The sequence below is a fragment of the Sporosarcina highlanderae genome, assembly GCF_030433715.1.
Classification (GTDB): Bacteria; Bacillota; Bacilli; order Bacillales_A; family Planococcaceae; genus Sporosarcina; species Sporosarcina highlanderae.
Genome location: NZ_JAROCC010000021.1, coordinates 1 through 24266 on the forward strand (window position 1 = coordinate 1; position 24266 = coordinate 24266).

Sequence of the window (24266 nt, forward strand, 5' to 3'; positions counted from 1 at the left end):
CCTTTTGTAGTGTAGGGAACTGATTTAGTCGTCGTTCTCTATCTACATTAGGAGCTTTTTTGTTTTTATTCAAGCAGTTTATTTGAATAAAATGTATTATTTTCCTATTATTTCTTGCTATGCAACGCTAGTGAGAGGTACCTGTGCATGGTTGAATTCAGTTTATTCACTACAATTGTATAAATATAGACTGTCAGAGTTATGAAATTAAGATTTATTTCATAACTCTGTATTTTTATTCAGATTGGTTGAATTGTCATGAATGTTTCGTGCACAGGTACCTTTACAATAAGGTCAGCTATTTTCATAGCTGGCCTTACTTTTATGCGTTCGGATGAGTGATTAGGTATTTATTGTTGCGAGGTGGACGCTCGAGATATGTATACGTATTTTTTTAAAAACGTTCATGGGAATTGAAATTAAATGAAATAAACCATATTCATGATGTTTATCTGCATTGCAGTTAATGAATTACTAATTGGTAGATTAAGTCCGGCGGCTATTTGGTGCTTGCCTTTTTCGTAATAAGTTCAATGATCTTCTCATATCTTAACTTTGTGGGACAATCTATTTTATATAAATGTAGGTTCGGTTTTGACAGGCATTATTATTAGCCTGTATTGTCTTTAATTCTAAAAGACCTTAATTAAATAGAGACTTGAACAAATAACCTTGATTCCCACAGCAAACATAGGATTGGAGGATTAAAGTGAGTCTATCAAAGCAAGTGATTGGGCTTTTGGAAAAATTGTTTCCCTGGCTGTTAGTTCACTATGATATAGATGGATTGTTTATGAATCAGCCAGCGAAAGCTGCTGACATAGTGATGAAAAAATTGGATGAAGAATCTATATTGGATCAGAAATATGTGATGGTAGTGATTGACGATTTTAATGCGAATAAAATGAAATTATTAAGTGCGATAAACAGTCTCCAGGAACCAGAACTTAACGAGTATATAGATTTATTTTTATTCAAGGCGGTAGCTACTTTCGAGTCAGCAATAAATCACTGGTTTAATCAAGAACTTAGATTTATATATGAGTTTTCCCATAAACAGTCCAATAATATTTTAGCCAAGTTGTCCAATCAAGATAAACTTGACTGGTTATTAAAGATGATGACAGGAGACTCATTCACTGAGCAGAACAGTTGGAGTACTATAAAACAGATGATAAAAATGAGGAATACTTTTATTCATTTTAAACCAACCGATTTCCGCGATTTTAATGTTATTAAAGGAAATTTGACTAAGGAAAGTATTTTACGTTTTATAGATGCTATTACAGAATGTCACTACTTCTTAGAAGAAAGAACATGCAAAGAGGTGACAGAGTATGATCAAAGACTTCAATTCATTACAGAATACTATAAAGCTTGTAGACGCGCTTAGTCTTCTAATCGGAAATCGAGATTAGTTGTGCATGGGTGAGTTCAGGTTAAATAAATACAATTGCATGAAATGAAAAGGAAAAGACCCTTAAAAAAGCTCAGAATAAATCTGAGCTTTTTTGATGCGAAAAATAATTCACCTAATTATACAAAGGCTTCTGGTAAAGGCAAATCCGTTTTTCCAGCAAATTATTAACTTCATTTTCGATTATGTCAGTTTTACCGAATATAAAACATTTTAGTTGAAGATTATTTAAGTAAAAAAGCAAAAAACAAAAAATATATTGACTATATCGTTATTGTTGTGTAAATTCTAAATAGGAACACCGTTCCGTTTTATCAAACAAGTTAATAATAATCGGAACATCAATCTGAAAGGAGGAAGAAAATGAAAAAAAGTAATTCGGAGGTTAAAGAAACTCTTTCAAGTGTTGATAGAGTATTGATGATTTTGGATTATTTATCTACTAAAAGAAGTGGCGCTAGCTTAAGTGAGCTTTCAAAAGAATTAAATATCCCTAAGACTACTGCGTTCCGTATTTTGGAGACGTTAACTCAAAGGGATTACATAGAATTTGAAAATGCCACTGAAAAATATTCGATAGGGCTGACAGCTATAACCATGAGTATGAATGCCTTATCAAACATGAATATTGTAGAAGTTACTATTCCTTACTTGAAGGAACTTGCATCAAAAACTGAAGAGACCACATTTTTAGGTGTTTATAACGAAGGTCAGATTATTTATCTATACAAAAAAGAAGGAACAAGATCGATTTTGATGAACAGTCAATTAGGATCAAGGAGAGACGTTCATTCAACTGGATTAGGAAAAGCAATTTTATCGGGTTTCCCACAACATCAGGTGACTAACATACTTGAAGAATATGGGATGCGTAAAATGACAGAAAATACAATAACCGATCCAATAGACTATATATCCGAATTAGATAAGGTAAGAATAAATGGTTATGCAATGGATAATGAAGAATTTGAAAAAGGATTAGGCTGCTACGCTGCTCCTATTTATAACTATGAAGGTAAGGCAGTAGCTGCAATTTGTGTTTCAGGACCTATAGAGAGAATTATTCAAAATAAAGAGGTTTTAGTAACTGAATTAAAAGAAGCAGTAGATCAAATTTCGAGAAGAATGGGGTTTGTCCCAAGCATGTTAGTTCAATGAAGGAGGAGTAGAAATGAGTAGTGTAAAAAAAGTGAAGAAAAATGGTGCGGATATTATCGTAGATTATTTGATAGAGGAAAAAGTTCCGTATGCATTTGGTTTATGTGGACATGGAAATGTTGGGTTGCTTGATAGTTTGGTGAAAAACTCCGATAAAATAAAGACAATTTCGGTGCGCCATGAAAGCGCTGCCGGTTTTATGGCAGATGCTTATTATCGAATTAGCCATAAACCGGTTGCAACTTTTACATCATGCGGCCCTGGATCAGCAAACTTACCTGTAACATTAGGTGCAGCTATTATGGACTCGTCAGCATATTTTGCTATTACTGGCAATGTTCCTACGACGCAATTTAATAGAAGTCCATTTCAGGAAACAGGTAGGTTTTTCCAAGGGGACTTTCCTTCCGTAGTAAAGCCTTATGTAAAGAGAAGTTATCAACCTATGCGCGTTGAGATGGTTCCGCTTGCAGTACGTCAAGGGTTTAAAGAAATGGAAACAGGAACTCCAGGACCTGTTCATCTTGATGTACCACTCAATGTGTTTGTTGAAGAGATGGAGGTAGATGTTATTGCTTCCCATCAAATAGAGGCAATCAATCAACGGTCTGGAACAAATGATCAAGTAATAGACCAGATTTTACAATTGTTAAAAGAGGCAAAGCGTCCTCTAATCGCTGCAGGTAATGGAGCGATATTATCTCATGCATCTGAGGTTATTACAGAACTGTCAGATTACCTAAACATCCCAGTTCATACTACACCACAAGGAAAAGGTATCATTGATGAGCGTAAAGAGTTAAGTCTCGGAGCTTGCGGAAGAAACGGAACATATGCCGCAAATGAAGCAGGAAAAAATTGTGATGTACTAATTGCTTTTGGGTCAAGTTTTGACGATAGAGTAACTAGTGCTTGGTTAGATGGCTATACTTACGATATGTCGAAGACTAAATTAGTTCATGTAGATATCAGTGGACATGAAATTGGCAAGAACTATCCAGTTCATCTTGGAGTAATAGGAGATGCCAGAACTGTGGCCCAACAAATTTTAGATAAAGCAAAAGAAGAATTTGCTGAAGTTGCACCAGACTATTCTGTATGGATAGAAGAAATTAAATCATATAAAAAAATATGGAAAAAGCACGTAGAAGAATCATTCAATGAAAATGGCACACCTGTTCATCCAGCAAGATTAGTACACGAAGTAAGAAAGGCTCTACCAGAGGATGGAATTTTAGGAGTGGATGTAGGAGTTCACCATAACTGGGTCGTTCAATATTGGGACACTTACTCTCCACAAAAGCTGTTACAGTCATGGGGTTTCGCAAGTATGGGATTAGCAACTTGTGGAATACTGGGTGCGAAATTGGCTTCTCCAGAATCAGCATGTGTGGCTATAGTTGGTGACGGCTCATTCATCATGCATGGACACATTTTAGCTACTGCCAAAGAATATAACATCCCTGTAGTTTGGGTAGTATGGAACAACTACGCATACGGATCAATTAGAGATCTTCAGCATGGTTACTTCGGAGGTAGAGAACTAGCTACGAGCTTCAAAATAGATGAAACAGAAGAATTATATAATCCTGATTTTGTTGCATTAGCAAAATCGTATGGGGTCGATTCTAAAAAAGTCACGCAAGCTGATGAAATTTCTGAAGCAGTTCAGGAAGCTATTAAATTGAACAAGCCATATTTGATTGAGGTTGAGGTGGCAAGAGATATTAAACCGCCAGGTACTGGTACATGGTCTTTACCTCCTTTCCCACATCCTGAACCAAATTTTCTTGCTAAATAAGGGGTCAATACGATGAATAAAATGATGGCAGTTATTAAAGCACGTCCACAAAAAGAGCCTTTTGAACTTACTTCTGTTCCTTTACCAAGTAATCCTTTAGAACAGGAAGTAACTATTAAAGTGGAGTCGGTTGGAATATGTGGAACTGATTTATCAATTTATAAATGGACAGAGAATGTGGCACGGGAGTATAATCCCAATTTCCCATTCACTCCTGGTCATGAATTTTCAGGGACTATAGTAAAAGTTGGATCATCTGTTGAGCAACTAAAAGTAGGTGATCATGTCGCTGTCAATCCGCATATGTCTTGTAATAGTTGTGACATGTGTTTAGAGGGGAACCAAAATATTTGCCGAAACAGACCGATACTAGGATGTCATGCAAATGGTGGGCTTGTTGAATACATTAATGTTAGAGCAATGAATGTCTTTAAATTGCCTCATGGGTTTCCCTCATATTTAGGAAGTTTAGCGGAGCCGATGTCTGTAGCAGTTCATGCATTAGAAAAAGTGCACTCTTCAGAGAATAAAACTGCAGTAATTATCGGGGCGGGGACGATAGGCCTTCTTCAATATTTAACCTGCAAGGCTGCAGGTTATAGTCATATTTTTGTGACAGGCCTCTCACAGGATAAGGAGCGTTTAAATCTTGCTCGTAGTATGGGAGCGAAAGTGATAAATATTGAGAATGAAAATCCACAAGATGCGATCTTTGAAGTTATTGGTAGAAAGGAAGTAGACGTAGTATTTGAAGCAGCTGGAACCAATGAGTCTATTAATCTTTCTATTGAACTTGTTAAGCCTACAGGTAAAGTTGCATTAATAGGAATTGCGGCGTCAACTACACCTATTGATACAACTAAATTGTTGTTTTCCGAAAAGCAATTAATTGGATGTAGAGCATACACATTGAAAACCTGGGATGTAACTATGGATTTAATCCATACAATATCTTCGGATTTGGAGAAGCTGGTAACGCATAGATTTGGCATGAATCAGATCAATGAGGCTATTAATCTAATTGCTGAACGAAAATGTCTTAAGGTAATTATAGAGCCACATCTCAAAGGATGATCATTACTCCTCGGATTCAGAATAAATAAACTAAATTTAGCGAACAAAAAAACCATATAAGGATTATGGGGTACTCGAAGTAATCCACAAACTACACAGTGTACCCCGTTTTGTCGAAAATTGAAATGTTTTATTATAACAGTTTTTAGTTTTGCACCTTTATAACAGATGAAACCATTCCAGACCACTTTTTAAAGGAGGTATTCAGTTGGATACAAACGCTTGTATGATTATTGGTGGTTTACTTGAAAAGAGTGAAAATGAACGTATTTTAACCAACAAATACACAGGGGACGTTATAGGAAAAGTTTATGAGGCTAATGAATCTCAAGTTAATTTAGCTGTACAAAGTGCCAAAGAACAGTTTAATAAGATTGAACTATCCCCATACGAAAGATACAGTATTTTGCTAAAGGCTTCTCAATTAACCAGAGAATATAAAGAAGGAATTGCTGAAATAATGGTAAAAGAGTCAGGTATGACTTTTAAAGATGCAGTCGGGGAAATTGAAAGGGCCATTCAAACATTTATACTCTCTGCCGAGGAGGCAAAAAGAATTACTGGAGAGGTTTTACCTGCAAATGCTAATCCCGGTATGGAAAACAGAATTGCATTTACAATGCGAGTCCCGGTAGGGGTGGTATGTGCTATTACACCTTTCAATGCACCTTTTAATAATGTGGTTCATAAGGTTGCCCCGGCAATTGCTGCTGGCAATACAGTTGTTTTAAAACCTTCTAGCCAAACACCGTTATCTGCAATCAAGGTAATTGAAATACTACATGAGGCGGGACTGCCTAAAAAACATGTTAATGTAGTTTTTGGCGAAGCTGAAGTGGGTGGCTGGCTTCTATCAAATAAAGATATTAACTTTTATACATTTACCGGTTCTACCAAAGTAGGGGAAATTATAAAAACCAATTCCGGTTTAAGAAGGGTTGCCTTAGAACTTGGGAATAACTCTGCCACTATAGTGGCAAAGGACGTAGATTTAGATTTAGCAGTACCAATCATAGTAAAAGCAGCATTTAGAAAAGCGGGACAAGTATGTGTTTCCTTACAACGAATTTACGCCGATAGCACCATTGCTAACGAGTTGGAGACACGTTTGAAGGAAGAAATCCTTAAATTGAAAGTAGGTAACCCTTTTGAAAAAGACACGGATGTGGGCCCTCTTATTGATGAAAGAAAAGCACGGGATTTAGAAAACTGGATTAAAGAAGCTAAAGATAAAGGTGCCCGTATTGTTACAGGCGGGGAGCGATCTGGAACGCTGTTTCAACCTACGTTAATTGCAGATGCAAAGCAAGAAATGAAAGTAGTCTGCCAAGAGGTTTTTGGTCCGCTTTTAAGCATTGTTAAATATGAAAATATAGATGAAGCCATCAATTTAGTGAATGATTCTGAGTATGGTTTACAAGCAGGAGTGTTTACGAATGATTTGAATTTGGCAATGAAGGTAGCAAAAAAATTAGATGTCGGTGGCGTTAACATTAATGAGACATCTAATACTCGATTTGATGCAATGCCATATGGTGGCGTTAAATCTAGCGGTATTGGTAGAGAAGGGCCGAAATATGCAATTGAAGAAATGACTGAAACGAAAATTATTCAAATGAACTTAATCTAATAGAATATTTATTAAGGGGGAGAGATTTTGAAACTCGGTATAAATACTTATCCATTTTTGTGGACAGCCACAATAGAAGAGGCTTTTGAGGAAATTAACCAAATAGGGTTTAAGCAAGTGGAGATTTTAACCTCCCCACCCTTTTTCCCCCTTCATTCGGATGAAATTATGAAAGCAGATAAGATTAATTCATTGAAAAAGAATTTTAATATCAATATTCATTCATTAAACCTTCCAGGGCAGGATATTAATTTAGCAAGTCCTTTCAAGGAAATGCGGGAATTTAGTGAAAATCAGTATAAAAAACTGATAAATTTAGCAAAGAATACAGATATACCTTACATTGTTATGCCCCCAGGAAGGTTACACCCTTTACTTCCTCCGGATTTTGAATGGATATGGGGAATAACGAAACCTCATATTGAGAGTTTGGTAGAGTATGCTGCACAAAACAATGTAACTATGTTAATTGAAAATATACCTTCGTTATTTTTACAGAGCTCAGAACAAATAAAGTATGTAATTGAAGAAATTAATAGTGAAAACCTTGGTGTTATATATGATGTGGCTAATGGGTTTATGGTTGAGAATCCAGTGGAGGGTATAAAAATGCTCAACGACAAAATTAAACTGGTTCATTTATCAGATACAACTCAAACTAAATGGGCGCATGATGTAATCGGTACAGGGGATGTTGACTTTGAAAGCGTATACACAGCTTTAGAAGTCATCCACTATAAAGGCGTATGTATTTTAGAAATTATCCATCCTCAAGCTAAAGAAGGACTACTAAAAAGTATAGATAATTTAATATCTCAAAACTGGAAAATCGAATACTAACTGAAGGATATATATTGACTAGTTGGAAGAGGCGATTTTATGAATGACTATTTCCGGATTAATGGCACTACGGCGGTTGTCACTGGAGGTGCTAATGGCTTAGGTTATGAATACGCCAAGGCTCTTTTAAAACAAAATCTTAAAGTAATAATATGCGATATAAATGAAAATGAAGTGCAATTAGCAATAGGGAATTTAAAAGAATTTGGTCATATTTTTGGGGATGTCGTAAATGTGACTTCAGAATTTGAAGTTTCAAATTGGGTGAAAAAAATAGTGATAGAACATGGCAGAGTAGATTATTTAGTAAATAATGCCGGAGTGGTGCAAAGAAAAACAATTGCCGAGATGGATGGAACGGAATGGGACCGAGTTATGGATGTCAATGTTAAAGGTACATTCTTGTGTTCTAAGTATTTTGCGGAAGAAATGGTAAATCAAAGGTCGGGCAAAATTATTAATGTATCTTCAATAGCAGGGCGAAAAGCAATGGATTTAAGGTTAGCATATTGCACTTCAAAAGCTTCTATAGAACATTTTACACGTACCTTAGCTAGGGAGTTAGGGGCATCTAACATCAGGGTTAATGCGATTGCACCCGGCTATATTAGTACAAGAATGAACGAGGATATGAGAAATGATCCAATTATTTATGGAGATGTAGTTAATAGTATTCCATTGGGAGACTTCGGATCTTCTGATGATTTAATAGGTACTTTATTATTTCTAATTTCTTCAGCCTCCGATTATATAACTGGACAAACTATTTTTGTAGATGGAGGAGTTATTACTGCTTAAAAAGGGTGGTACCAATGTAAAAAAGGAGTTGAACAAATGAGAGTTATTAAATCGTACGTGAGTGCTATGGATAAGATTAATAAAATACTGATGTGGCTTATAGCGATTTTATTAGGTGTTATGTTTTTATCGTTATTGGCTCAAGTACTTACTAGATATGTAGTAAAAGCGTCTTTACATTGGACAGAAGAGGCTGCCCGTTTCGCAATTATCTGGACAGTGTTCTTGGGTGTAGCTGTAGCCACGAGACAAAAAGCTTTGATTGCTGTGGAAGTAGTTATACAATACGTACCTTTAAAAGTTAAAAAAACATTAATGATTATCACCTTGATATTTACAGGTATGTTCATGTTGTACCTAACCTACTTAGGTGTGAATTTAAGTATGAATTCGGCGAATCAGGGATCCACCGCACTTGGTATTCCAATGTGGGTACCATACGCATCAGTACCAGTAGGATCATTCCTCACATTTTTAAACACATTAGTAATCTTATTTGAACTCCTTTTTAAGTTGGAAAAGGAGAGTGAGCTAATATGACTTGGTTACTAATCATACTACTGTTTCTTCTTCTATTCTTAGGAGTTCCCGTCGCATTTGCCATCTCCGGTGCGACAATAATTATAGTTTACTTTTTCACTGATATTCCCATGGAGGTTACAGCCCAAAGGATGTTTGCTTCTTTAAATTCATTTCCATTATTAGCAATTCCTTTGTTTATATTAGCAGGGAAACTCATGGAGAACGGTGGCATTTCTAAAAGGCTTATAGATTTAGCTACAGCATTTGTTGGACATACAGCAGGTGGATATGCGGCAGTTGCAGTTTTAGCTTCCATGTTTTTCGGAGCATTATCTGGTTCAAGTGCTGCGACGGTTGCTGCCATTGGAGCAATTTTAATTCCAGCAATGATTCAAAAAGGGTACAAGCCCCGTTTTGCAGCTGGAACCTTAGCTGTTTCGGGTGAATTGAGTGCAATAATACCTCCAAGTATACCTATGATTTTATATGGAGTGGTTACTGGAACCTCGATTGGGTCTTTGTTTATAGCTGGTATTTTGCCTGGAATAATGTTAGGTCTAAGTTTAATCCTTTTCGTTTTTGTAGTATCTAAAATAAAAGGGTATGGAGGGGATATTGAAAAAACCACTTGGAGAGTAAAATTCAAAGCGATTTATAATTCGTTTTTCGCCATATTAATGCCGTTTATAATTTTGGGCGGAATCTATGGCGGTTATTTTACTCCTACCGAGGCTGCAGCCATAGCAGTTGTCTATGCACTAATCATTGGTCTTTTCGTTTATAGGGAATTAGAATTTAAATCTTTAATAAAGGTATTTGGAGAATCAGCGATTACTACTTCGGTCATTATGGTGATTATTTCAGCAGCAGGTGTGTTTAGCTGGTTCTTAACTCGGAACATGGTTCCTCAAAAGGCAGCTACATTTATAACGGAATTTACTGAAAGTCCGATAGTATTTTTATTAATGGTAAATCTTCTCTTGCTAATTGTAGGTATGTTCTTTGAAGCTAGTGCAGCTATTCTGATTTTAGCACCAATATTCCTTCCTATTGCGGTTCTTTTTGGTATAGATCCAATTCATTTCGGAATGATCATGATAGTCAACTTAGCAATAGGAATGGTAACCCCACCTGTTGGAGTAAACTTGTTTATATCTTGTAAGATTGCAAATCTATCTTTAGAGGAAGTAACAAAGGGAGTTTTGCCATTCTTGGTTTTACTGATTATAAACTTATTGATAATTAGCTTTGTTCCATCCCTCAGTACCTGGTTACCTGGACTAACGAAGTGAGAATTGTAGGTGAGGCTGTTGAAAAGATAGGACAGTGACACATATGTGAATTAATAAGAAAGTTTAATTTGAAATTCTGGTAAAACGCGAAATTCGGTAAAGTGGTTCTTAAAAAAAATAGTTCATAAGGGGAGAAGAAAATGTTTAACAAAAAGTTTGGTTCTATGCTCGTTTTATTGGTGGCTCTTTTGTTACTTTCAGCTTGTAGAGGTGGGGAACCCTCAAATAACAATGCATCTGCCGATTCTGTAGGTAATATATATAAATTGAAGTTAGGGCATAATGTTACCGTAAATAGCGAAGTGGACAAAGGAGCTAAGAAGTTTAAAGAATTAGTAGAAGAGAAAACGGGTGGAAAAGTAACGGTTGAAGTATTTCCAAGTGCACAGTTGGGAAGCGAAATTGACATGGTGGAAAATACCGGTCTTGGGGCAATCGATATTGTTATTCCGGGTGATGGTGCGTTTGGATCTTATATACCAAAATATCAGGGCTTAGTACTACCATTCCTATTTGATAATATAGAACATATGGATCGTGTTTACAAAAGTGAAATTGGGGATGAAATCAATCAAGAATTTTTGAATGTAGCTAATTCAAGAATGTTAGCCGTTTGGCATAGGGGAGCACGTAATCTAACTGCAAATAAAGAAATTACATCACCAGATGATATGAAAGGCATGAAGTTACGTGTACCGACAATTCCTTTAGTTGTCAAGGCTTGGGAGGGTATCGGTGCAAATCCAACACCTATTGATTTCGGCGAACTATTCATAACTTTACAACAGGGAGGGGTAGACGGACAGGAAAATCCATTGGATCTTATCTACACTTCAAATTTTCATGAAGTTCAAAGTCACTTAATGTTGACAGAGCATACCTACTCACCTTGGGTATTCTTAATAAATAATGATGTATATGAGAGCTTTCCTGAAGATATTCGTAAACAGTTTGACGAAGCTGTAGCTGAAGCGACTGAATATCAGAATCAATTAGTAAAGGATTCTCAGGAAGATTATAAACAAAAATTACAAGAAAAAGGAATGACTATTGTAGAAGTTGATAAGTCTCTTTTCAGGGACAAGTATCATGCTAGTGGTGTAGAAGAAAAGTTGAAAAGTCAATGGGCACCAAACCTTATTGAAAGAGTACGTGATTTAAAGTAATAATAGGGTGATTTTTTTAGCGAGTGCATATTCTTAAATAAAAAGTCTTATTCCGTACTGCGATTTAGCTAGTGATTTTTGATGGATTTAAAGGGAGCGGTTCAGTACGCGAAAGTGGTTGTGTTTGGTTACGTTTTTAGGTAGCTGTTTTTAGGTACCTGTGCAGCAAACTATTCAGTATATACACTACGATTGCATAAATATAGATATGCGGAGTTATGAAATTAAAGTTTATTTCATAACTCCGTATTTTTATTCGAATTGGTTGAATTGTCATGAATGTTTCTTGTACAGGTACCTTTACATAGTAAGAAGGAATTACATTTTCATTTGTCGAATAATGTATAAAAGGAAACAAGGGGGATTCATATGAAAGTATTCCGCACTGTCGGAAACGGCGTAAATCTAATAGCAGGGGGAATCATAAAGGGCGGGGTTCATGTTGCAAGTTCCATCGTATCCACAAAATCGCCTGAGATTGGGGCTTATATAAAAGACGTAGGAAATAGCGTGGTTGACTCTTCCGCCAAGGTCATCTCCAATACTGCTCATTTCGCAGACGGTGCAGCTAATGGGATATATGGGGCGGTAACTAAAGATCCCAAGCGGCTTGGAGAGGGCTGGGATGATATTAAGGCTTCATCAAAAAACACGGTTAAGGGAATCGGTAACGGAATTGTCTACACTGGCGAGGCATTAGGACAGACAATCAAAGGCGCTGCATTCCAGGACAAGGAACTAATCATTCAAGGAATGAAAAAGGTAGGGAAGGTTGCAACTGTTGGTGCATTGGGTGTGGGTATTATTGATATTCTTGTAGACGATAATACCGTTCATGCTGAAGTATTAGATACCCGAAATGGACATTTGGATGGAGCTGCGCATGAAGTATCTAATGTCCAGTTTGAGAAGAATATCTCTATTCAGACCGATGGCACTGTAATTGAAGGAGTTTTCCCGGTCTTTGAATCACAATTCGAGGCAACCTTGCCGGAAGAAACATATCTTATGTCGGATACAGTACATATCGGAATCGCGAACATGCAGCTTTACGAAGCGATTCAGGATAACCCTGCATTACCCGATCAGCTTGGATTCAACGAACAGGACATTGAGAACTTGAAATCCTCCGTTACACCGGAAGGTTATGATTGGCATCATCACGAAGAGCCGGGAAGAATACAGCTTGTGAAGGAAGATGTTCATAGCATGACCGGCCATACAGGTGGAAGGGCGATTTGGGGTGGGGGTAGTGAGTTTAGGTGAGTCGTAAGGGAATTTATCGACTAATTCAACAAGAAATTTAAAATTTGTGCCCAACGGTTTATTGAAACATCAATCTGTTGGGCTTTTTCGTATATACTGGCGAGAAAGTGTTCAAGAACGCCAGCTTTTGCCTTTTGTGAATGCCGACTTTTCGAGCATTTCAGGAATTAATAAATCTGCTCTTCTTGATGTAAGAGGAATTCGTATCCGCTTCCGAACAAGGGTGTTCCGTTAGCAAATCGGGATTCTTCTCTATAAATCTATAGGCTTTTCTCCAGACTTGATATGAAGTGGCACTACTTTCCAGAATTGCTTTATCCGTGAAATTGCTGAAGTTAATAGTCCACGAAGTTAAGAAGGCGGTGAAGAACCGAAAAAGAAATATAAAAGTACCGATATTAAGAGGTATTTCTACCCCTTAATGGAATTGTATAAATAGTAAATACAATTTAAAGGTGGAATACATTATGAAGTCGATTTCTTCTCCCCTTGCTTAATCGAAGACCTTTTAAGGGGTGTTGAATTAGGTTTGAGAGGTGCATTAATAGCTGATGAAGGTCTTTTATCCGTAGCAAATGAATTAAAAAGTCAAGGCGTAATTCCAAAAGAGTTTGTATTTAAGATATCTGCGCAGTTAATGGTGACCAACCCTGTAACAGCAAAATTACTTGTTGATCTTGGGGCTTCTACTATTAATGTACCGTCTAGTTTGTCGATTGAAAAGCTATATGAAATCCGTCAAGCTGTTGATGTTCCATTTGATTTATACGTAGAAACCCCTGATGCATTAGGCGGGTTTTTACGCTATTATGAAATCCCTGAAATGATACGAGTACTCTCCCCGGTTTATTTGAAAATGGGGATGAGGAACCATCAAGATGTATACCCAACTGGAAAACATCTTGAACAATTAAATATTAACCTAGCTAAAGAAAGAGTTAGAAGACTACAGTTAAGTAGAGAAATGATAGCACGTTATTATCCAGAAGCAATCGAGTCATCCACCGCCCCTTTAGACTTGGGAATACCTAAATAAGAAAATTAAACCATTTGCAGGGGGGGATTCTTGCGAATGGTTTTTTTGTTTCTGATACTTTTACTTTTAAGGTACCTGTGCGTGGTTGGATTTCTTTTAAGGTACCTGTGCGTGGTTGAATTCAGTTAATACACTACAATTGCATAAATATGAACCGATGGAACTACAGGTTCGAAATTTATTGTTGAGTAATGTATTTTTATACAAATTGTTTGAATTATCATGAATGTTTCGTGCACAGGCACCTTCACAATTAAAGGTATTCAAAAAAAAGTCCAATTCCGCACGGGGGATTGGACTTTTTTTATTGGTTTCAATAATACTGAAACGACATTTCAGTTATATCAATTTCACAAAATAGAGGAAATCCACTTATAATTGGGTTAATCATTGAAAGGAGGACACCATGAAAATCAATATAAAAAGACTACAAAGATATTTCGATGAGATGTCGGAAGTGGGAAAAACAGAAAATGGCGGGGTTTCACGACTTGCTCTTTCTTCGGGGGATAAAGAAGCAAGGGATCTTTTTGTGAAATGGTTAAAGGACGCTGGCCTAAAGGTACGTTTCGATGATGTTGGAAATATTTATGGGCGTAAGGAGGGGACTGATCCAGAAGCCGATCCGATTGTCATTGGGTCCCATTTGGATTCCATTGAAGATGGCGGTAAATACGATGGGGTTTTGGGAATTATAACAGGTTTAGAAATAATACATACACTTTCCGACTATTCTATTTCGACAAGAAGACCCATTGAGATTGGTAACTTCACTAATGAAGAAGGAGTTAGGTTTGAATCGCTAATGGGCGGAAGTGGAGTACTTTCAAATGATTATGATCTGACATCCATCTATAACGAAAAAGATAATGTTGGAAAGACATTTATAGATGAATTAAAGGGAATTGATTATTTAGGAGATAGAAAGAATCGCTTGAAAGCGGCAGAAGCTTTTATTGAACTGCATATCGAGCAAGGGCCGGTTTTGGATAAAGAGGAAATCCCTATAGGAATCGTTGAGGGAATCTTAGGGTTTACTTGGTTGTCGGTCACAGTTACCGGGGAAACAAATACATCTGGACCAACTCCAATGTATTTAAGAAAAGATGCCTTAAGTAGTGCCGCAAGAATGATAGTGGAAATAGAAAAGTTGGCATCAAAAGTTGGTGAAAATGCGATTACTACGGTGGGAATCGTGGAAGTCAAACCGGGGCATGTGAATTCAATTCCTGGAGAAGTTCGATTTACCGTCGATATCCGAGATGAAGATCCGGAGAAACAACAAGCCGGTGTTCAAATGATAAAAGATTGTATCCGAACAATAGCGGATAATGATACAGTCGAGTTTGAAATAACAGAACTGATGAAATTTGAACCTACTAACTTTTCTCCCAAGGTAATTGAAGCTTTGGCAGAGGCCGTAGATGAATTAGGGTATCCATCCAAACGGATGATAAGCGGTGCCGGACATATCTCAACTTATATGAATAATTTATGTCCTACCGCGATGATCTTCATTCCTAGTGTAGGGGGAATCAGCCATCTGCCACACGAGAAGACAGAGTGGGAAGATATTGAGAAAGGTGCAAATGTATTATTTAATGCGGTTCTTAAATTAGCGGAAATCCAAAACAAAGATTAAAAAATAGATTTGGGCTGCATTTTAAAAAAGGGTCAAGGAGGAAGTTTATGTTTCAGGCACCAACATTATGGGGATTAGTTCCACTCATTATATTTGTTGTATTAGCGTTTAGAAATCGTCATCCTGTAGTAGCAATCTCTATAGCTATCATTGTAGGGGCTATTATGAGTGGAGATAATTTAGTTGGGGTAGGTTCTTCTATCCGGAACGGTTTAAGTTCCTTCTTAGGGTATATCGGTTTAATTATCATGGCTGGAGCAGGGCTTGGGAAAATAGCTGAAAAAACAGGCGCAGCCAAGAACCTTGTTCGATTTATAATGGTCAAAATAAAGATTAACACGCCTACTAAAGCGATCATCGGTACTATGGTTTGTTCGGCTTTACTTAGCGGTCTTTTAGGAACTTTGGCTGGTGCAAATGCAGTTTTAGCCCCAGTTATTATTCCGATAGTGGCGGCTGCAGGGCTATCGCCAAGTGTTGTAGCAATCATTTTCCAAGGGGCAGGAACTACTGGACTCTTTTTAGGACCATTCACTCCACCTATGGTAACACTAATGGAGCTTACAGGCCTTTCATATCAGCAAATATTGATATTTGCCAGTATTCCACTTGCTGTAGTTGTCTGGACTGTTACCTTTTTCTATACAAAAAAGGTGTTAGCTAAAACGTTGAAAGAGAACGCTTACACGGCGGAGGATCTTATTGATATTGATAAGGGTGACGAAGGGCTAACGGAAAAAGAGATCGAGAAGAAGAGGAAAATATCCACACAAGCCACCTGGGCATTTTTAGTAACACTATTAGGCCTAATTGTGTACGGAGTACTAACTGAAGGCGGATCTACTTTTGCCATTGTAATTATTCTTGTAACGTCAATCACTACAGGAATTGCTGGCAGATTATCGTTAAATGAACTGGTTGAAACGTTCTTTGAAGGAGCAAAACCTTTAGTATGGCTGTTTTTCCAATTCGTGCTGTTCACTCCTTTCATTTATTACATTGAGAAGCTTGGCGGGTTTGAAGCATTGGCAAACCTATTAATGCCGTTAGTAGACAGTGGAGGCAATAAGGCGCTTCTTAACATGATAACAATCCTTGGAGTGGCAGGAATTCCTGGTTCTTCAGTTGCGCAGATGACCATCTTGAATGAAATGTTCCTTGGCGTCGTAAGCGGCGTCGGTATTCCTATGACGGTTTGGTTAATGGTATTATTGGTCGGTTCTCAAATGACAGAGTATTTGTATCCTGTTGGTGATACTCTTGGTGCAATGGGGATTGCACGTTCAAAGGATTTAAAGAACATGATTATCTTTGGAATTGTGGCTACCGTAGCTGCACTACTATTAGTCTTTGTTTTCACTTTAATTATGGTATAGTCAGTAACTACTTAGATAGAAGGGATGAGGAAGATGAATGATACGAAGCTAAATCCTGCAATTAATTTAGAAAGATTAAAGTCTACTTTTGACGTCAGCTCGAGCATTGGGGCTACTGAAGGCGGTGGGATTACTCGACTGGCCCTTACGAAAGAAGATATAGAAATCCGGGATGTGTTTGTTAAGTGGCTAAAAGAAGCCAATTTATCAGTCAAGTATGATGATCTTGGGAACATCTATGGACGTCGGGAAGGTAAAAACAAAGATGCGAAATCCATCATGATCGGTTCTCATTTGGATACGTTGCCTAAGGGCGGGCGCTTTGATGGGATTATGGGTGTTCTTACTTCATTAGAAGTCATTCGTACGTTGAATGACTTGAATATTGAAACGGAGAGGCCTATCGAGATTGTAAACTTTACAAATGAAGAGGGAGAACGTTTTACTCCACCAATGCAAGGATCAGGTGTCGTTACAGGCAACTATGACAAAACTGAAATCTATAACCTTAGGGACAAAGATGGCATCACGTTTGAGCAAAGCTTAAAAGAAAGCGGCTACATGGGTGAAATTGAAAATCGACCTTCGAACGTTGACTATTTTATTGAAACCCATATTGAACAAGGACCATTTTTGGAAGAGAATCAAAAAAGTATTGGAATCGTTCAAGGTGTGAAAGGCTCGAAAAGACATCGGGTTATCGTTAAAGGGAAATCAAGCCATGGTGCATTTCCCAATAGCCACAGAAAGGATGCTCTGATGGCGGCTTCTGAAATTGCATTGGCTATTGACGAAACTGCAAAGAGCTATAAGGATCTATCAACATCTTTAGGTGTGTTCGATGTGAAGCCATCGGTAGAAAGCATTACTGCTGAATCAGTAGAGTTCACCTTTGACGTTCGCCACATTGACGACCATACGAAGGACGAAGCTATTGAGGTGATCAAGTCAAAAATTAATGAAGTGGCTTCCCGAAGAAAAGTGGAAGTGGATTTCAGGCAAACATGGGTTGCTAGTGGAACCTACTTCTCTAAGGAAATTTTAGACGAAATCGAAAAGTCTGTGAACTCATTGAGTTATTCCTATCAATATATAACGGCCCCAGCATTGCATGATGCTAAATTCATGCAAGATATCACGAACACAGCAATGATCTTTGCACCAAGTAAAGACGGGTTAAGTCACTGTGAAGAGGAATATACGTCTTACGAAGATATAGAAAAAGTGGCAAACGTTCTCCTACAGACAGTTATTTCTTTATCTAAATAAAAAAAGATATAAAACCATTCTTTCGTAGAGGATGGTTTTATATCTTGATTAGCTAACTAATACTGACTTCTTTTCTTTGCTCTTTTAATAAATTTATAAATACCTCTAATGCTGGGGATACCCATTTATTTTTGTGGTAAGCCAATAGAGTCGTGGTTGTATGGTCTTTAAGCTGAGTGGCTTTTAACTGTCCTGCTTCAACCTCTGCTTTAACAGCAAAACTCGGTAGCAATGACATGCCTGTCCCATTAATTAATAATTGTTTTATCGCTTCAATGCCGCTGAATTCAAGCGCGGATTTTTGAAGGATATTATTTGTATCTAAGTAATTCTCAAAAGTGGACCGATAGCCGCATCCAGGCTGTGTAAATAAAATGGTTTCTCCTTCATTCTCAATATTGGAAGGAGATTTAACTAAAGACATAGGTTCATAGCTTAATGTTTTAATAATGAGATCCGAATGGTTACTGTTATGATTTTCTAACAGAATAGCAACATCAATTTCTCCATTTCGTAAGTAATCACATAGGACATCACCATTTGCTGATTTTAAGAAAATATCCACATTTGGATAGAGTTGATTGTACTCTTTTATGACAGGGAGAAGTCGGTAGACGGTTAGGGATTCAGGTGCACCAATTGTCAAACTGCCGGTTGGTGTATCGCTTTCATTAAAATTCTCAATAGAAAGTTCGTAAATCCTTAATATTTCCGTTGCTTTAGGTAAGAACCTTTCTCCTGCTTCGGTTAAGACGTAATTATTACCAAGTCTATTAAATAAAGGATAACCTAACGTTTTTTCGATGGCCTGAATATGAGCAGTGATGGAGGACTGGGCGTAATTCAAATGTTCAGCAGCACGTCCAAACCCTCCTAGGTCAACAACAGTTTTGAAGGATTTTAAGTGACGGATTTCCATTTACTAACTTCCTCTCTTAATCAGACGATTTTTAAATCATGGAATTAACTCTATTATAGTACAAAATGAGCAATTATAATAGCCGGTGTATAAATACTCAGAGAGAGGTGTTCTCCATTAAAACACATAAAATGTATATAAACGGTGAATGGATCGGTGAGCAGTTAGAGCAATTCGAAGTCATAAATCCAGCTAATGAAGAAGTAATTGCAATGGTGGCAAAAGGAGGAGAAAAGGAAGCTTGTCATGCCGTCGAAGCGGCATATAATGCGTTCGAGACTTGGTCCAAATTGACAGCTGAAAAGCGTGGGAAACTATTAGCCAACTGGTTCCGTCTTATTGAAACTGAAGCGGAAGAACTTGCCGAAATTATGACATTGGAGCAGGGGAAACCATTTAAAGAGGCACTTAACGAGGTGCATTACGCGAATAGCTTTATTAGCTGGTATGCCGAGGAAGGAAAAAGAGTTTACGGAGAAATTATTCCTTCCTCACATGAAAATAAACGAATTTTAGTTCAAAAACAGCCGGTAGGGGTTGTTGCTGCAATTACGCCTTGGAATTTTCCTGCGGCTATGATTACTCGGAAAGTAGCCCCAGCCTTAGCTGCAGGGTGTACAGTCGTCATTAAACCGGCCGAAGCAACTCCATTAACAGCTCTTAAACTAGCGGAGCTGGCAGAGAGGGCTGAAATTCCGGCAGGCGTCATTAATGTCGTGACAGGACACCCGCAGGAGATTGGCGATGCTTGGTTGAAAGATGATCGAGTGAGAAAAATAACGTTTACTGGGTCTACAAAGGTTGGCAAGCACTTGATGCGTAGCGCTGCGGATACAGTAAAGCTTGTTTCCTTGGAATTAGGAGGAAATGCACCTTTCATTGTCATGGAAGACGCAGACCTAACAAAGACAATTGAAGGAGTAATGGCTTCGAAATTCAGAAATGCCGGTCAAACCTGCGTATGTACGAATAGAATTTATGTCCATGAATCAATGGAGAAGGCTTTCACAGAGAAACTTGTAGAAGCTATAAAAGGCTTGAAAGTTGGAGTAGGAATTGACCGAACAACAGACATTGGTCCCCTCATTAACTTAAGTGCGGTTGAAAAGGTAAAGTCCTTAGTCAATGATGCAAGAGATAAAGGTGGAGAGGTTCTCTTAGGGGGAGACGTTGTTGACATCGAAAAAGGATTCTTCATGATGCCAACCGTAATCGCGAATGTCAACGATGAGATGCTTTGCATGAGCGAAGAAGTTTTTGGTCCTGTCGCATCCATTGCAACTTTCAGAGATGAAGATGAAGTGATACGAAGAGCCAATGCTACCCCCTACGGCTTAGCAGCTTATTTATTTACAGAAAACCTCAGCAAAGCCCTCCGCCTGAGCGAGCGACTGGAATTCGGTATCGTAGGTCTCAACGATGGAGCCCCTTCAATAGCCCAAGCCCCATTTGGCGGATTCAAAGAAAGTGGCTTAGGTCGCGAAGGCGGTCATTACGGAATCAGCGAGTTCTTAGAGGTTAAATATATTTCGATTGGGATTTGAAGAGTGTTAGTCTTTTTGGTGCCCTTTTTCAGGTACCTGTGCAGCGAACTATTCAGTAAATACACTACAATTGCATAAAAATAGACTTAGGGAGTTGTGGATTCGATAACTATTCCAATACTTTGTATTTTTATACAAATTGGTTGAATTGTCATGAATGTTTCGTGCACAGGTACCTTTACAATTACTAACGATAGAAAAAGCTGTCCAGAAACGTCAGTAAACGACTTCCTGTGACAGCTTTAATTTTTATATCTTCACTTGGCATTCTCGTCAGGTTGATGAATTCCGAACACATTGCCTTCTGTGTCGATATAATACCCTTGCCACGCCATGCCTGGCAGGGCGTATTTTGGCATAGCGACCGTGCCGCCATTCGCTAAAATCTTCTCTTCAGTTGCATCGTAATTCTCCACACCCATTGTACAAGCGAAGCCGTTCATGGCTTGTCCTACTTCAGGTGGCGCACTTTGCCGTTGCATCAACGCACCATTAATGCCAGGTTCGCTATCATCCCCTGTCACTGCTCCAAAGTAAGGCATCCCTGCAAAATCGCTCCAATCTTGGAATGACCATCCGAAAACTTCTCCATAAAACACCTTTGCACGCTCCATGTCATCGACGTGGATCTCGAAATGAACTAATCTCCCCATAACTTCTACCTCCCGTTTTCTGTGAACTAAAGTTAGAATGATTTTACTTATTCGATTAATTATATCACTACTATTTTAGTTGTGTAAATAGTGATTGGGAGGCGGGGAAGGGGCAGAGCAAATGCAGCTTTTTTCTTTTGGGTACCTGTGCATCAAACTATTCAGTAAATACACTACAATTGTATAAAAATAAATATAGAAAGCAGTAGATTCAAGTTTTATTTCAAGACAGTGTATTTTTATTCAAATTGGTTGAATTATCGTGAATGTTTCGTGCACAGGTACCTTTACAATTCTATATGTTTACCTCCCTTTCATCTGGGTACATGATAAGTAGTAAGAGTATTTTGACTCTACTTTATGGGTCTAAAGGAGGTGACATTATGTGAGGTGGGTAACCCTATGTTGTGGCCTCTTTTTCTGTGTGTTTATTGCACCGAATGTTGTTGCGCATGCGGAAGGAGGGGACGCGAAGAGTAAGGGCCTTTTATCTGAAGTAGTGGAAGGTGTTGATTCGACGGTATCTGAATCGGTTGGAGGAGTTGTGGATTCGGCTGTCGAGGGAGTCAATGAAACTGTCAATGATACAGCTTCGTTTACCGGTGATACGGTTGATACGCTTATCGACACTTCTAAGGAGCAATTAGCTTCCAAGGTTGTTAGTCAAACGGTTGACTTAGTCGGAAAAACTGCCGACAATGTCGTGCCTGTTGTTGAAGAGTCTAAGGAAACTGTTCGAAAGGCTGCTTCAGGAGTTACGGTAAATTTGAATAAATTGCCTGAGAATCCAGTAGTCAAGCCTGTACTTGATGAAGTGGGTAAGGTTGTAAACCAGACTACGAAACCTGTGAAGGATGCTGTTAAAGAGGTAGGTGATTCATTCGATCTGGTTAATGAGAATGAACCACCGGTAGATCTGCAAAATAACGATGCCCCTTCCCGTGATGCACAGCCTGATGCTATTGAAAATATTGAGGTTGTGTTGGATGATGACCAACTTTCAACGAATGACTCCCTAAAAGCTTTGGAGTTTATTGAACCACTAATAGATGAAGGATTCAGTTTTGATTCGAACAATGCGCCTTTCCAAACAGCTGTCAGTACTGTGAATCAAACTGTTAATGTTGCAAAAGTGGAAGGGCCAGTTGATCAGGAAGCCACCGCCCCCGCTGTTCCGATTCGATCAAACGCGATGTGGGACGGAATTCCGCTTGCGGTCACAACAACGGGTGCAACAGGGAATGGTTCCCCTGTTGTAGGTCATGTAGGGAATTCCGATGTCTTGCCTGGAATCGTTGAGGTGCTTGCGTTTCAACATGATTTGACGGGTAGGCAGTGGGTTCATTCCGATGAACATATGAGAATCCAGTGGGTACACGCGCCTCCTGGACAACCGCCCCAATTTTCCCCTTTTTTACAAATTAAAAAGTAAAAAAGGAGAGGAAACGAAATGAAAAATCAGTTGAAAAATGTTGGGGTTTTAACGTTCGGTTTAAGTGTTGCGCTTGTTTTATTGCCGGGAAATGCCGCGTCAGCAGAGGGTGATTCGGTTGTTGAGGTAAATGTTTTTAACACAGAGGACGAAAAATCGTTAGTGCTTGATGTGGAAGTTTTGGATGAGCTATTAGTCGGAGAAGTCAATGTGAATACTTCTTCCGAAACGGATGAAGAGTCTGATGCATTGTTGTCGCTCAATGTAAATGACGGTGTTGTGGATGATGTTGATGTTTCGGTGTTGGAGAAAGATGATTCAAAAGCATCCATGGTAACAGTCGAGGTAGAGTCATCAGTGACGCATGATGCGTCTGTCGACGTATTGGTGACTGAGAAAGCGGAAGGATCTTCTATTAATAAAGGGAAATCCGCTGTCGTTGATGTTTCTGCTGATAATGAAGAAGGTGTTTTGGGTGATTTGGGCGTATCGGTTCTGAAGCGTGAGGAATCTGAGACGGGAACGAAGGCTTCACTTTCTTCTGTCGAACTTGATTCTCCGGTAGCAGACGATTTGAATGTGGACTTGGCTTTGATTGACAGAACAGACAACTCTTTCGACGGTGGACTTATCGAAGTGAATGGTGAGGACGCACCGTTGTTGGGCGAAACTCATGTCGGTGTGTTGGATAGGCATGTGGCGGCTGATGAAGGGAGCGAGTCGTTTTCGTCGGGTTTGATCCAAGCGGATTTGGCTGAAGGCTTGCTTGAGGATGCATCAGTCGGAATACTCGTTCTGGAATTGGAAGCGACCGAGGACGGAGGTTCGGTAGAGAGCAGCGGGGTTGGAGTGAATCTTGGAATGGCTGAAGAGGCTGGAGTTTCAGTAGTTGTATTAAATCGCCAACGCCAGTTTGGAATGGATGAAGAATCAGATGTCACTGCTCCAGCTGAAGAAAGTGATGTCCCGGATGGCTCGGAAGGGGCCGATGATACTAATTCAGACCAAGGTGAAGAGGATCAAGGAACAACGACACCGCCTGCAAATGAAGGAGATTCAGGAGACGGATTTGCTAATGAAGAAGATGGGACGACGAATAATAATGCAGGCGAAAATGAAACGGTGACTGACCCGGACCAGGATGCAACGGCAGATAATGGCTTGTCGGGTGAGGTTGATGCAGATTCCGGTGTTAAAGCAGGAGAGTCTAGCGAAATTCCTGGGGCTAATGCAGCCGCTTCGGAAAGGCAAGCAAGTGTGATGAATGCCTTTGCCATGAACGATGCAAATCCGAATTCTTCATTGCCGAAAACAGGCGGTTTTTGGGACGGGAAACGGTTGGCATTCGTTGCGTTTTTGCTCATAGTAATGGGGTTTGCAATGAGGCGATTCGGAAAGTCGAAAATGTCGGCAGCGTGAAAGCGGTGGTTG

The 24266-nt window shown here is 38.7% G+C and carries 20 protein-coding genes; 18 read left to right on the plus strand and 2 right to left on the minus strand.

All coding sequences use genetic code 11. From position 1 onward, the window contains the following. Window positions 1-709 precede the first annotated feature (709 nt). The 15 genes from P5G49_RS17045 (at window position 710) to P5G49_RS17115 (ending at window position 18287) form a co-directional block, all read left to right on the plus strand. A complete protein-coding gene (locus P5G49_RS17045) occupies window positions 710-1393 on the plus strand; it encodes a hypothetical protein (RefSeq protein WP_301245790.1) in 684 nt (227 codons plus the stop codon). A gap of 387 nt (window positions 1394-1780) precedes the next feature. After that, window positions 1781-2575, plus strand: a complete 795-nt coding sequence (locus tag P5G49_RS17050) for an IclR family transcriptional regulator (RefSeq protein ID WP_301245792.1) — start codon at window positions 1781-1783, stop codon at window positions 2573-2575. Window positions 2576-2588: 13 nt separating this feature from the next. Beyond that, complete coding sequence (locus P5G49_RS17055; RefSeq protein ID WP_301245794.1) at window positions 2589-4376, plus strand: thiamine pyrophosphate-binding protein; 1788 nt, start codon at window positions 2589-2591, stop codon at window positions 4374-4376. Between the two features lie 12 nt (window positions 4377-4388). After that, window positions 4389-5450, plus strand: a complete 1062-nt coding sequence (locus tag P5G49_RS17060) for a zinc-dependent alcohol dehydrogenase (protein ID WP_301245796.1) — start codon at window positions 4389-4391, stop codon at window positions 5448-5450. A gap of 208 nt (window positions 5451-5658) precedes the next feature. Next, the gene (locus P5G49_RS17065; protein WP_301245798.1) at window positions 5659-7080 is read left to right on the plus strand and encodes an aldehyde dehydrogenase family protein; all 1422 of its coding nucleotides are present in this window, start codon (window positions 5659-5661) and stop codon (window positions 7078-7080) included. A 27-nt stretch (window positions 7081-7107) separates the two neighbouring features. Further along, window positions 7108-7920, plus strand: coding sequence for a sugar phosphate isomerase/epimerase family protein (locus P5G49_RS17070; protein WP_301245801.1), 813 nt, complete (start codon window positions 7108-7110; stop codon window positions 7918-7920). A gap of 39 nt (window positions 7921-7959) precedes the next feature. Next, window positions 7960-8718, plus strand: coding sequence for an SDR family NAD(P)-dependent oxidoreductase (locus tag P5G49_RS17075; protein ID WP_301245802.1), 759 nt, complete (start codon window positions 7960-7962; stop codon window positions 8716-8718). Window positions 8719-8754: 36 nt separating this feature from the next. Next, window positions 8755-9258 (plus strand): TRAP transporter small permease, encoded by a 504-nt coding sequence (locus tag P5G49_RS17080; protein ID WP_301245805.1) that lies wholly within the window; start codon window positions 8755-8757, stop codon window positions 9256-9258. Further along, complete coding sequence (locus P5G49_RS17085; protein WP_301245806.1) at window positions 9255-10532, plus strand: TRAP transporter large permease; 1278 nt, start codon at window positions 9255-9257, stop codon at window positions 10530-10532. Before P5G49_RS17080 ends, P5G49_RS17085 begins: the two co-directional genes overlap by 4 nt. 140 nt (window positions 10533-10672) lie before the next feature. After that, window positions 10673-11698, plus strand: coding sequence for a TRAP transporter substrate-binding protein (locus P5G49_RS17090; RefSeq protein WP_301245808.1), 1026 nt, complete (start codon window positions 10673-10675; stop codon window positions 11696-11698). A gap of 369 nt (window positions 11699-12067) precedes the next feature. Continuing rightward, window positions 12068-12964, plus strand: coding sequence for an HNH endonuclease (locus tag P5G49_RS17095; protein ID WP_301245810.1), 897 nt, complete (start codon window positions 12068-12070; stop codon window positions 12962-12964). A gap of 529 nt (window positions 12965-13493) precedes the next feature. Continuing rightward, entirely contained in the window at window positions 13494-14000 is a 507-nt protein-coding gene (locus P5G49_RS17100; protein WP_301245812.1) for a U32 family peptidase, read from the plus strand. Between the two features lie 406 nt (window positions 14001-14406). After that, window positions 14407-15642, plus strand: a complete 1236-nt coding sequence (locus P5G49_RS17105; protein ID WP_301245814.1) for a Zn-dependent hydrolase — start codon at window positions 14407-14409, stop codon at window positions 15640-15642. 47 nt (window positions 15643-15689) lie between these two features. Beyond that, window positions 15690-17018: a GntT/GntP/DsdX family permease gene (locus tag P5G49_RS17110; RefSeq protein ID WP_301245816.1), complete on the plus strand. Its 1329-nt coding sequence runs from the start codon at window positions 15690-15692 to the stop codon at window positions 17016-17018. Window positions 17019-17051: 33 nt separating this feature from the next. Next, window positions 17052-18287, plus strand: a complete 1236-nt coding sequence (locus tag P5G49_RS17115; RefSeq protein WP_301245818.1) for a M20 family metallo-hydrolase — start codon at window positions 17052-17054, stop codon at window positions 18285-18287. A gap of 52 nt (window positions 18288-18339) precedes the next feature. Here P5G49_RS17115 and P5G49_RS17120 read toward each other — a convergent pair whose 3' ends face one another. Beyond that, window positions 18340-19206, minus strand: coding sequence for a LysR family transcriptional regulator (locus P5G49_RS17120; RefSeq protein ID WP_301245820.1), 867 nt, complete (start codon window positions 19204-19206; stop codon window positions 18340-18342). Window positions 19207-19337: 131 nt separating this feature from the next. Between P5G49_RS17120 and P5G49_RS17125 the strand changes: the two genes are divergently transcribed. Beyond that, on the plus strand, window positions 19338-20750 hold the full coding sequence (locus tag P5G49_RS17125; protein ID WP_301245839.1) for an NAD-dependent succinate-semialdehyde dehydrogenase: 1413 nt from the start codon (window positions 19338-19340) through the stop codon (window positions 20748-20750). A 257-nt stretch (window positions 20751-21007) separates the two neighbouring features. On the opposite strand, the gene P5G49_RS17130 is transcribed toward P5G49_RS17125, so the two are convergent. Further along, window positions 21008-21403 (minus strand): VOC family protein, encoded by a 396-nt coding sequence (locus P5G49_RS17130; RefSeq protein ID WP_301245822.1) that lies wholly within the window; start codon window positions 21401-21403, stop codon window positions 21008-21010. Between the two features lie 385 nt (window positions 21404-21788). Here P5G49_RS17130 and P5G49_RS17135 point away from each other — a divergent pair, with 385 nt between their 5' ends. Next, the gene (locus P5G49_RS17135; RefSeq protein ID WP_301245824.1) at window positions 21789-22835 is read left to right on the plus strand and encodes a hypothetical protein; all 1047 of its coding nucleotides are present in this window, start codon (window positions 21789-21791) and stop codon (window positions 22833-22835) included. Window positions 22836-22853: 18 nt separating this feature from the next. Then, entirely contained in the window at window positions 22854-24254 is a 1401-nt protein-coding gene (locus P5G49_RS17140) for an ICP22 family protein (RefSeq protein ID WP_301245826.1), read from the plus strand. Window positions 24255-24266: the final 12 nt, after the last annotated feature.

What these genes read in the sequence shown, in the direction of transcription:
- P5G49_RS17060 (WP_301245796.1), top strand. Translation starts at nt 4,389, where the DNA reads ATGAATAAAATGATGGCAGTTATTAAAGCACGTCCACAAAAAGAGCCT.
- P5G49_RS17090 (WP_301245808.1), top strand. Translation starts at nt 10,673, where the DNA reads ATGTTTAACAAAAAGTTTGGTTCTATGCTCGTTTTATTGGTGGCTCTT.
- P5G49_RS17130 (WP_301245822.1), bottom strand. Translation starts at nt 21,403, where the DNA reads ATGGGGAGATTAGTTCATTTCGAGATCCACGTCGATGACATGGAGCGT.
- P5G49_RS17140 (WP_301245826.1), top strand. Translation starts at nt 22,854, where the DNA reads ATGAAAAATCAGTTGAAAAATGTTGGGGTTTTAACGTTCGGTTTAAGT.
- P5G49_RS17050 (WP_301245792.1), top strand. Translation starts at nt 1,781, where the DNA reads ATGAAAAAAAGTAATTCGGAGGTTAAAGAAACTCTTTCAAGTGTTGAT.
- P5G49_RS17055 (WP_301245794.1), top strand. Translation starts at nt 2,589, where the DNA reads ATGAGTAGTGTAAAAAAAGTGAAGAAAAATGGTGCGGATATTATCGTA.
- P5G49_RS17120 (WP_301245820.1), bottom strand. Translation starts at nt 19,206, where the DNA reads ATGGAAATCCGTCACTTAAAATCCTTCAAAACTGTTGTTGACCTAGGA.
- P5G49_RS17115 (WP_301245818.1), top strand. Translation starts at nt 17,052, where the DNA reads ATGAATGATACGAAGCTAAATCCTGCAATTAATTTAGAAAGATTAAAG.
- P5G49_RS17080 (WP_301245805.1), top strand. Translation starts at nt 8,755, where the DNA reads ATGAGAGTTATTAAATCGTACGTGAGTGCTATGGATAAGATTAATAAA.
- P5G49_RS17095 (WP_301245810.1), top strand. Translation starts at nt 12,068, where the DNA reads ATGAAAGTATTCCGCACTGTCGGAAACGGCGTAAATCTAATAGCAGGG.
- P5G49_RS17085 (WP_301245806.1), top strand. Translation starts at nt 9,255, where the DNA reads ATGACTTGGTTACTAATCATACTACTGTTTCTTCTTCTATTCTTAGGA.
- P5G49_RS17125 (WP_301245839.1), top strand. Translation starts at nt 19,338, where the DNA reads ATGTATATAAACGGTGAATGGATCGGTGAGCAGTTAGAGCAATTCGAA.
- P5G49_RS17110 (WP_301245816.1), top strand. Translation starts at nt 15,690, where the DNA reads ATGTTTCAGGCACCAACATTATGGGGATTAGTTCCACTCATTATATTT.
- P5G49_RS17105 (WP_301245814.1), top strand. Translation starts at nt 14,407, where the DNA reads ATGAAAATCAATATAAAAAGACTACAAAGATATTTCGATGAGATGTCG.
- P5G49_RS17075 (WP_301245802.1), top strand. Translation starts at nt 7,960, where the DNA reads ATGAATGACTATTTCCGGATTAATGGCACTACGGCGGTTGTCACTGGA.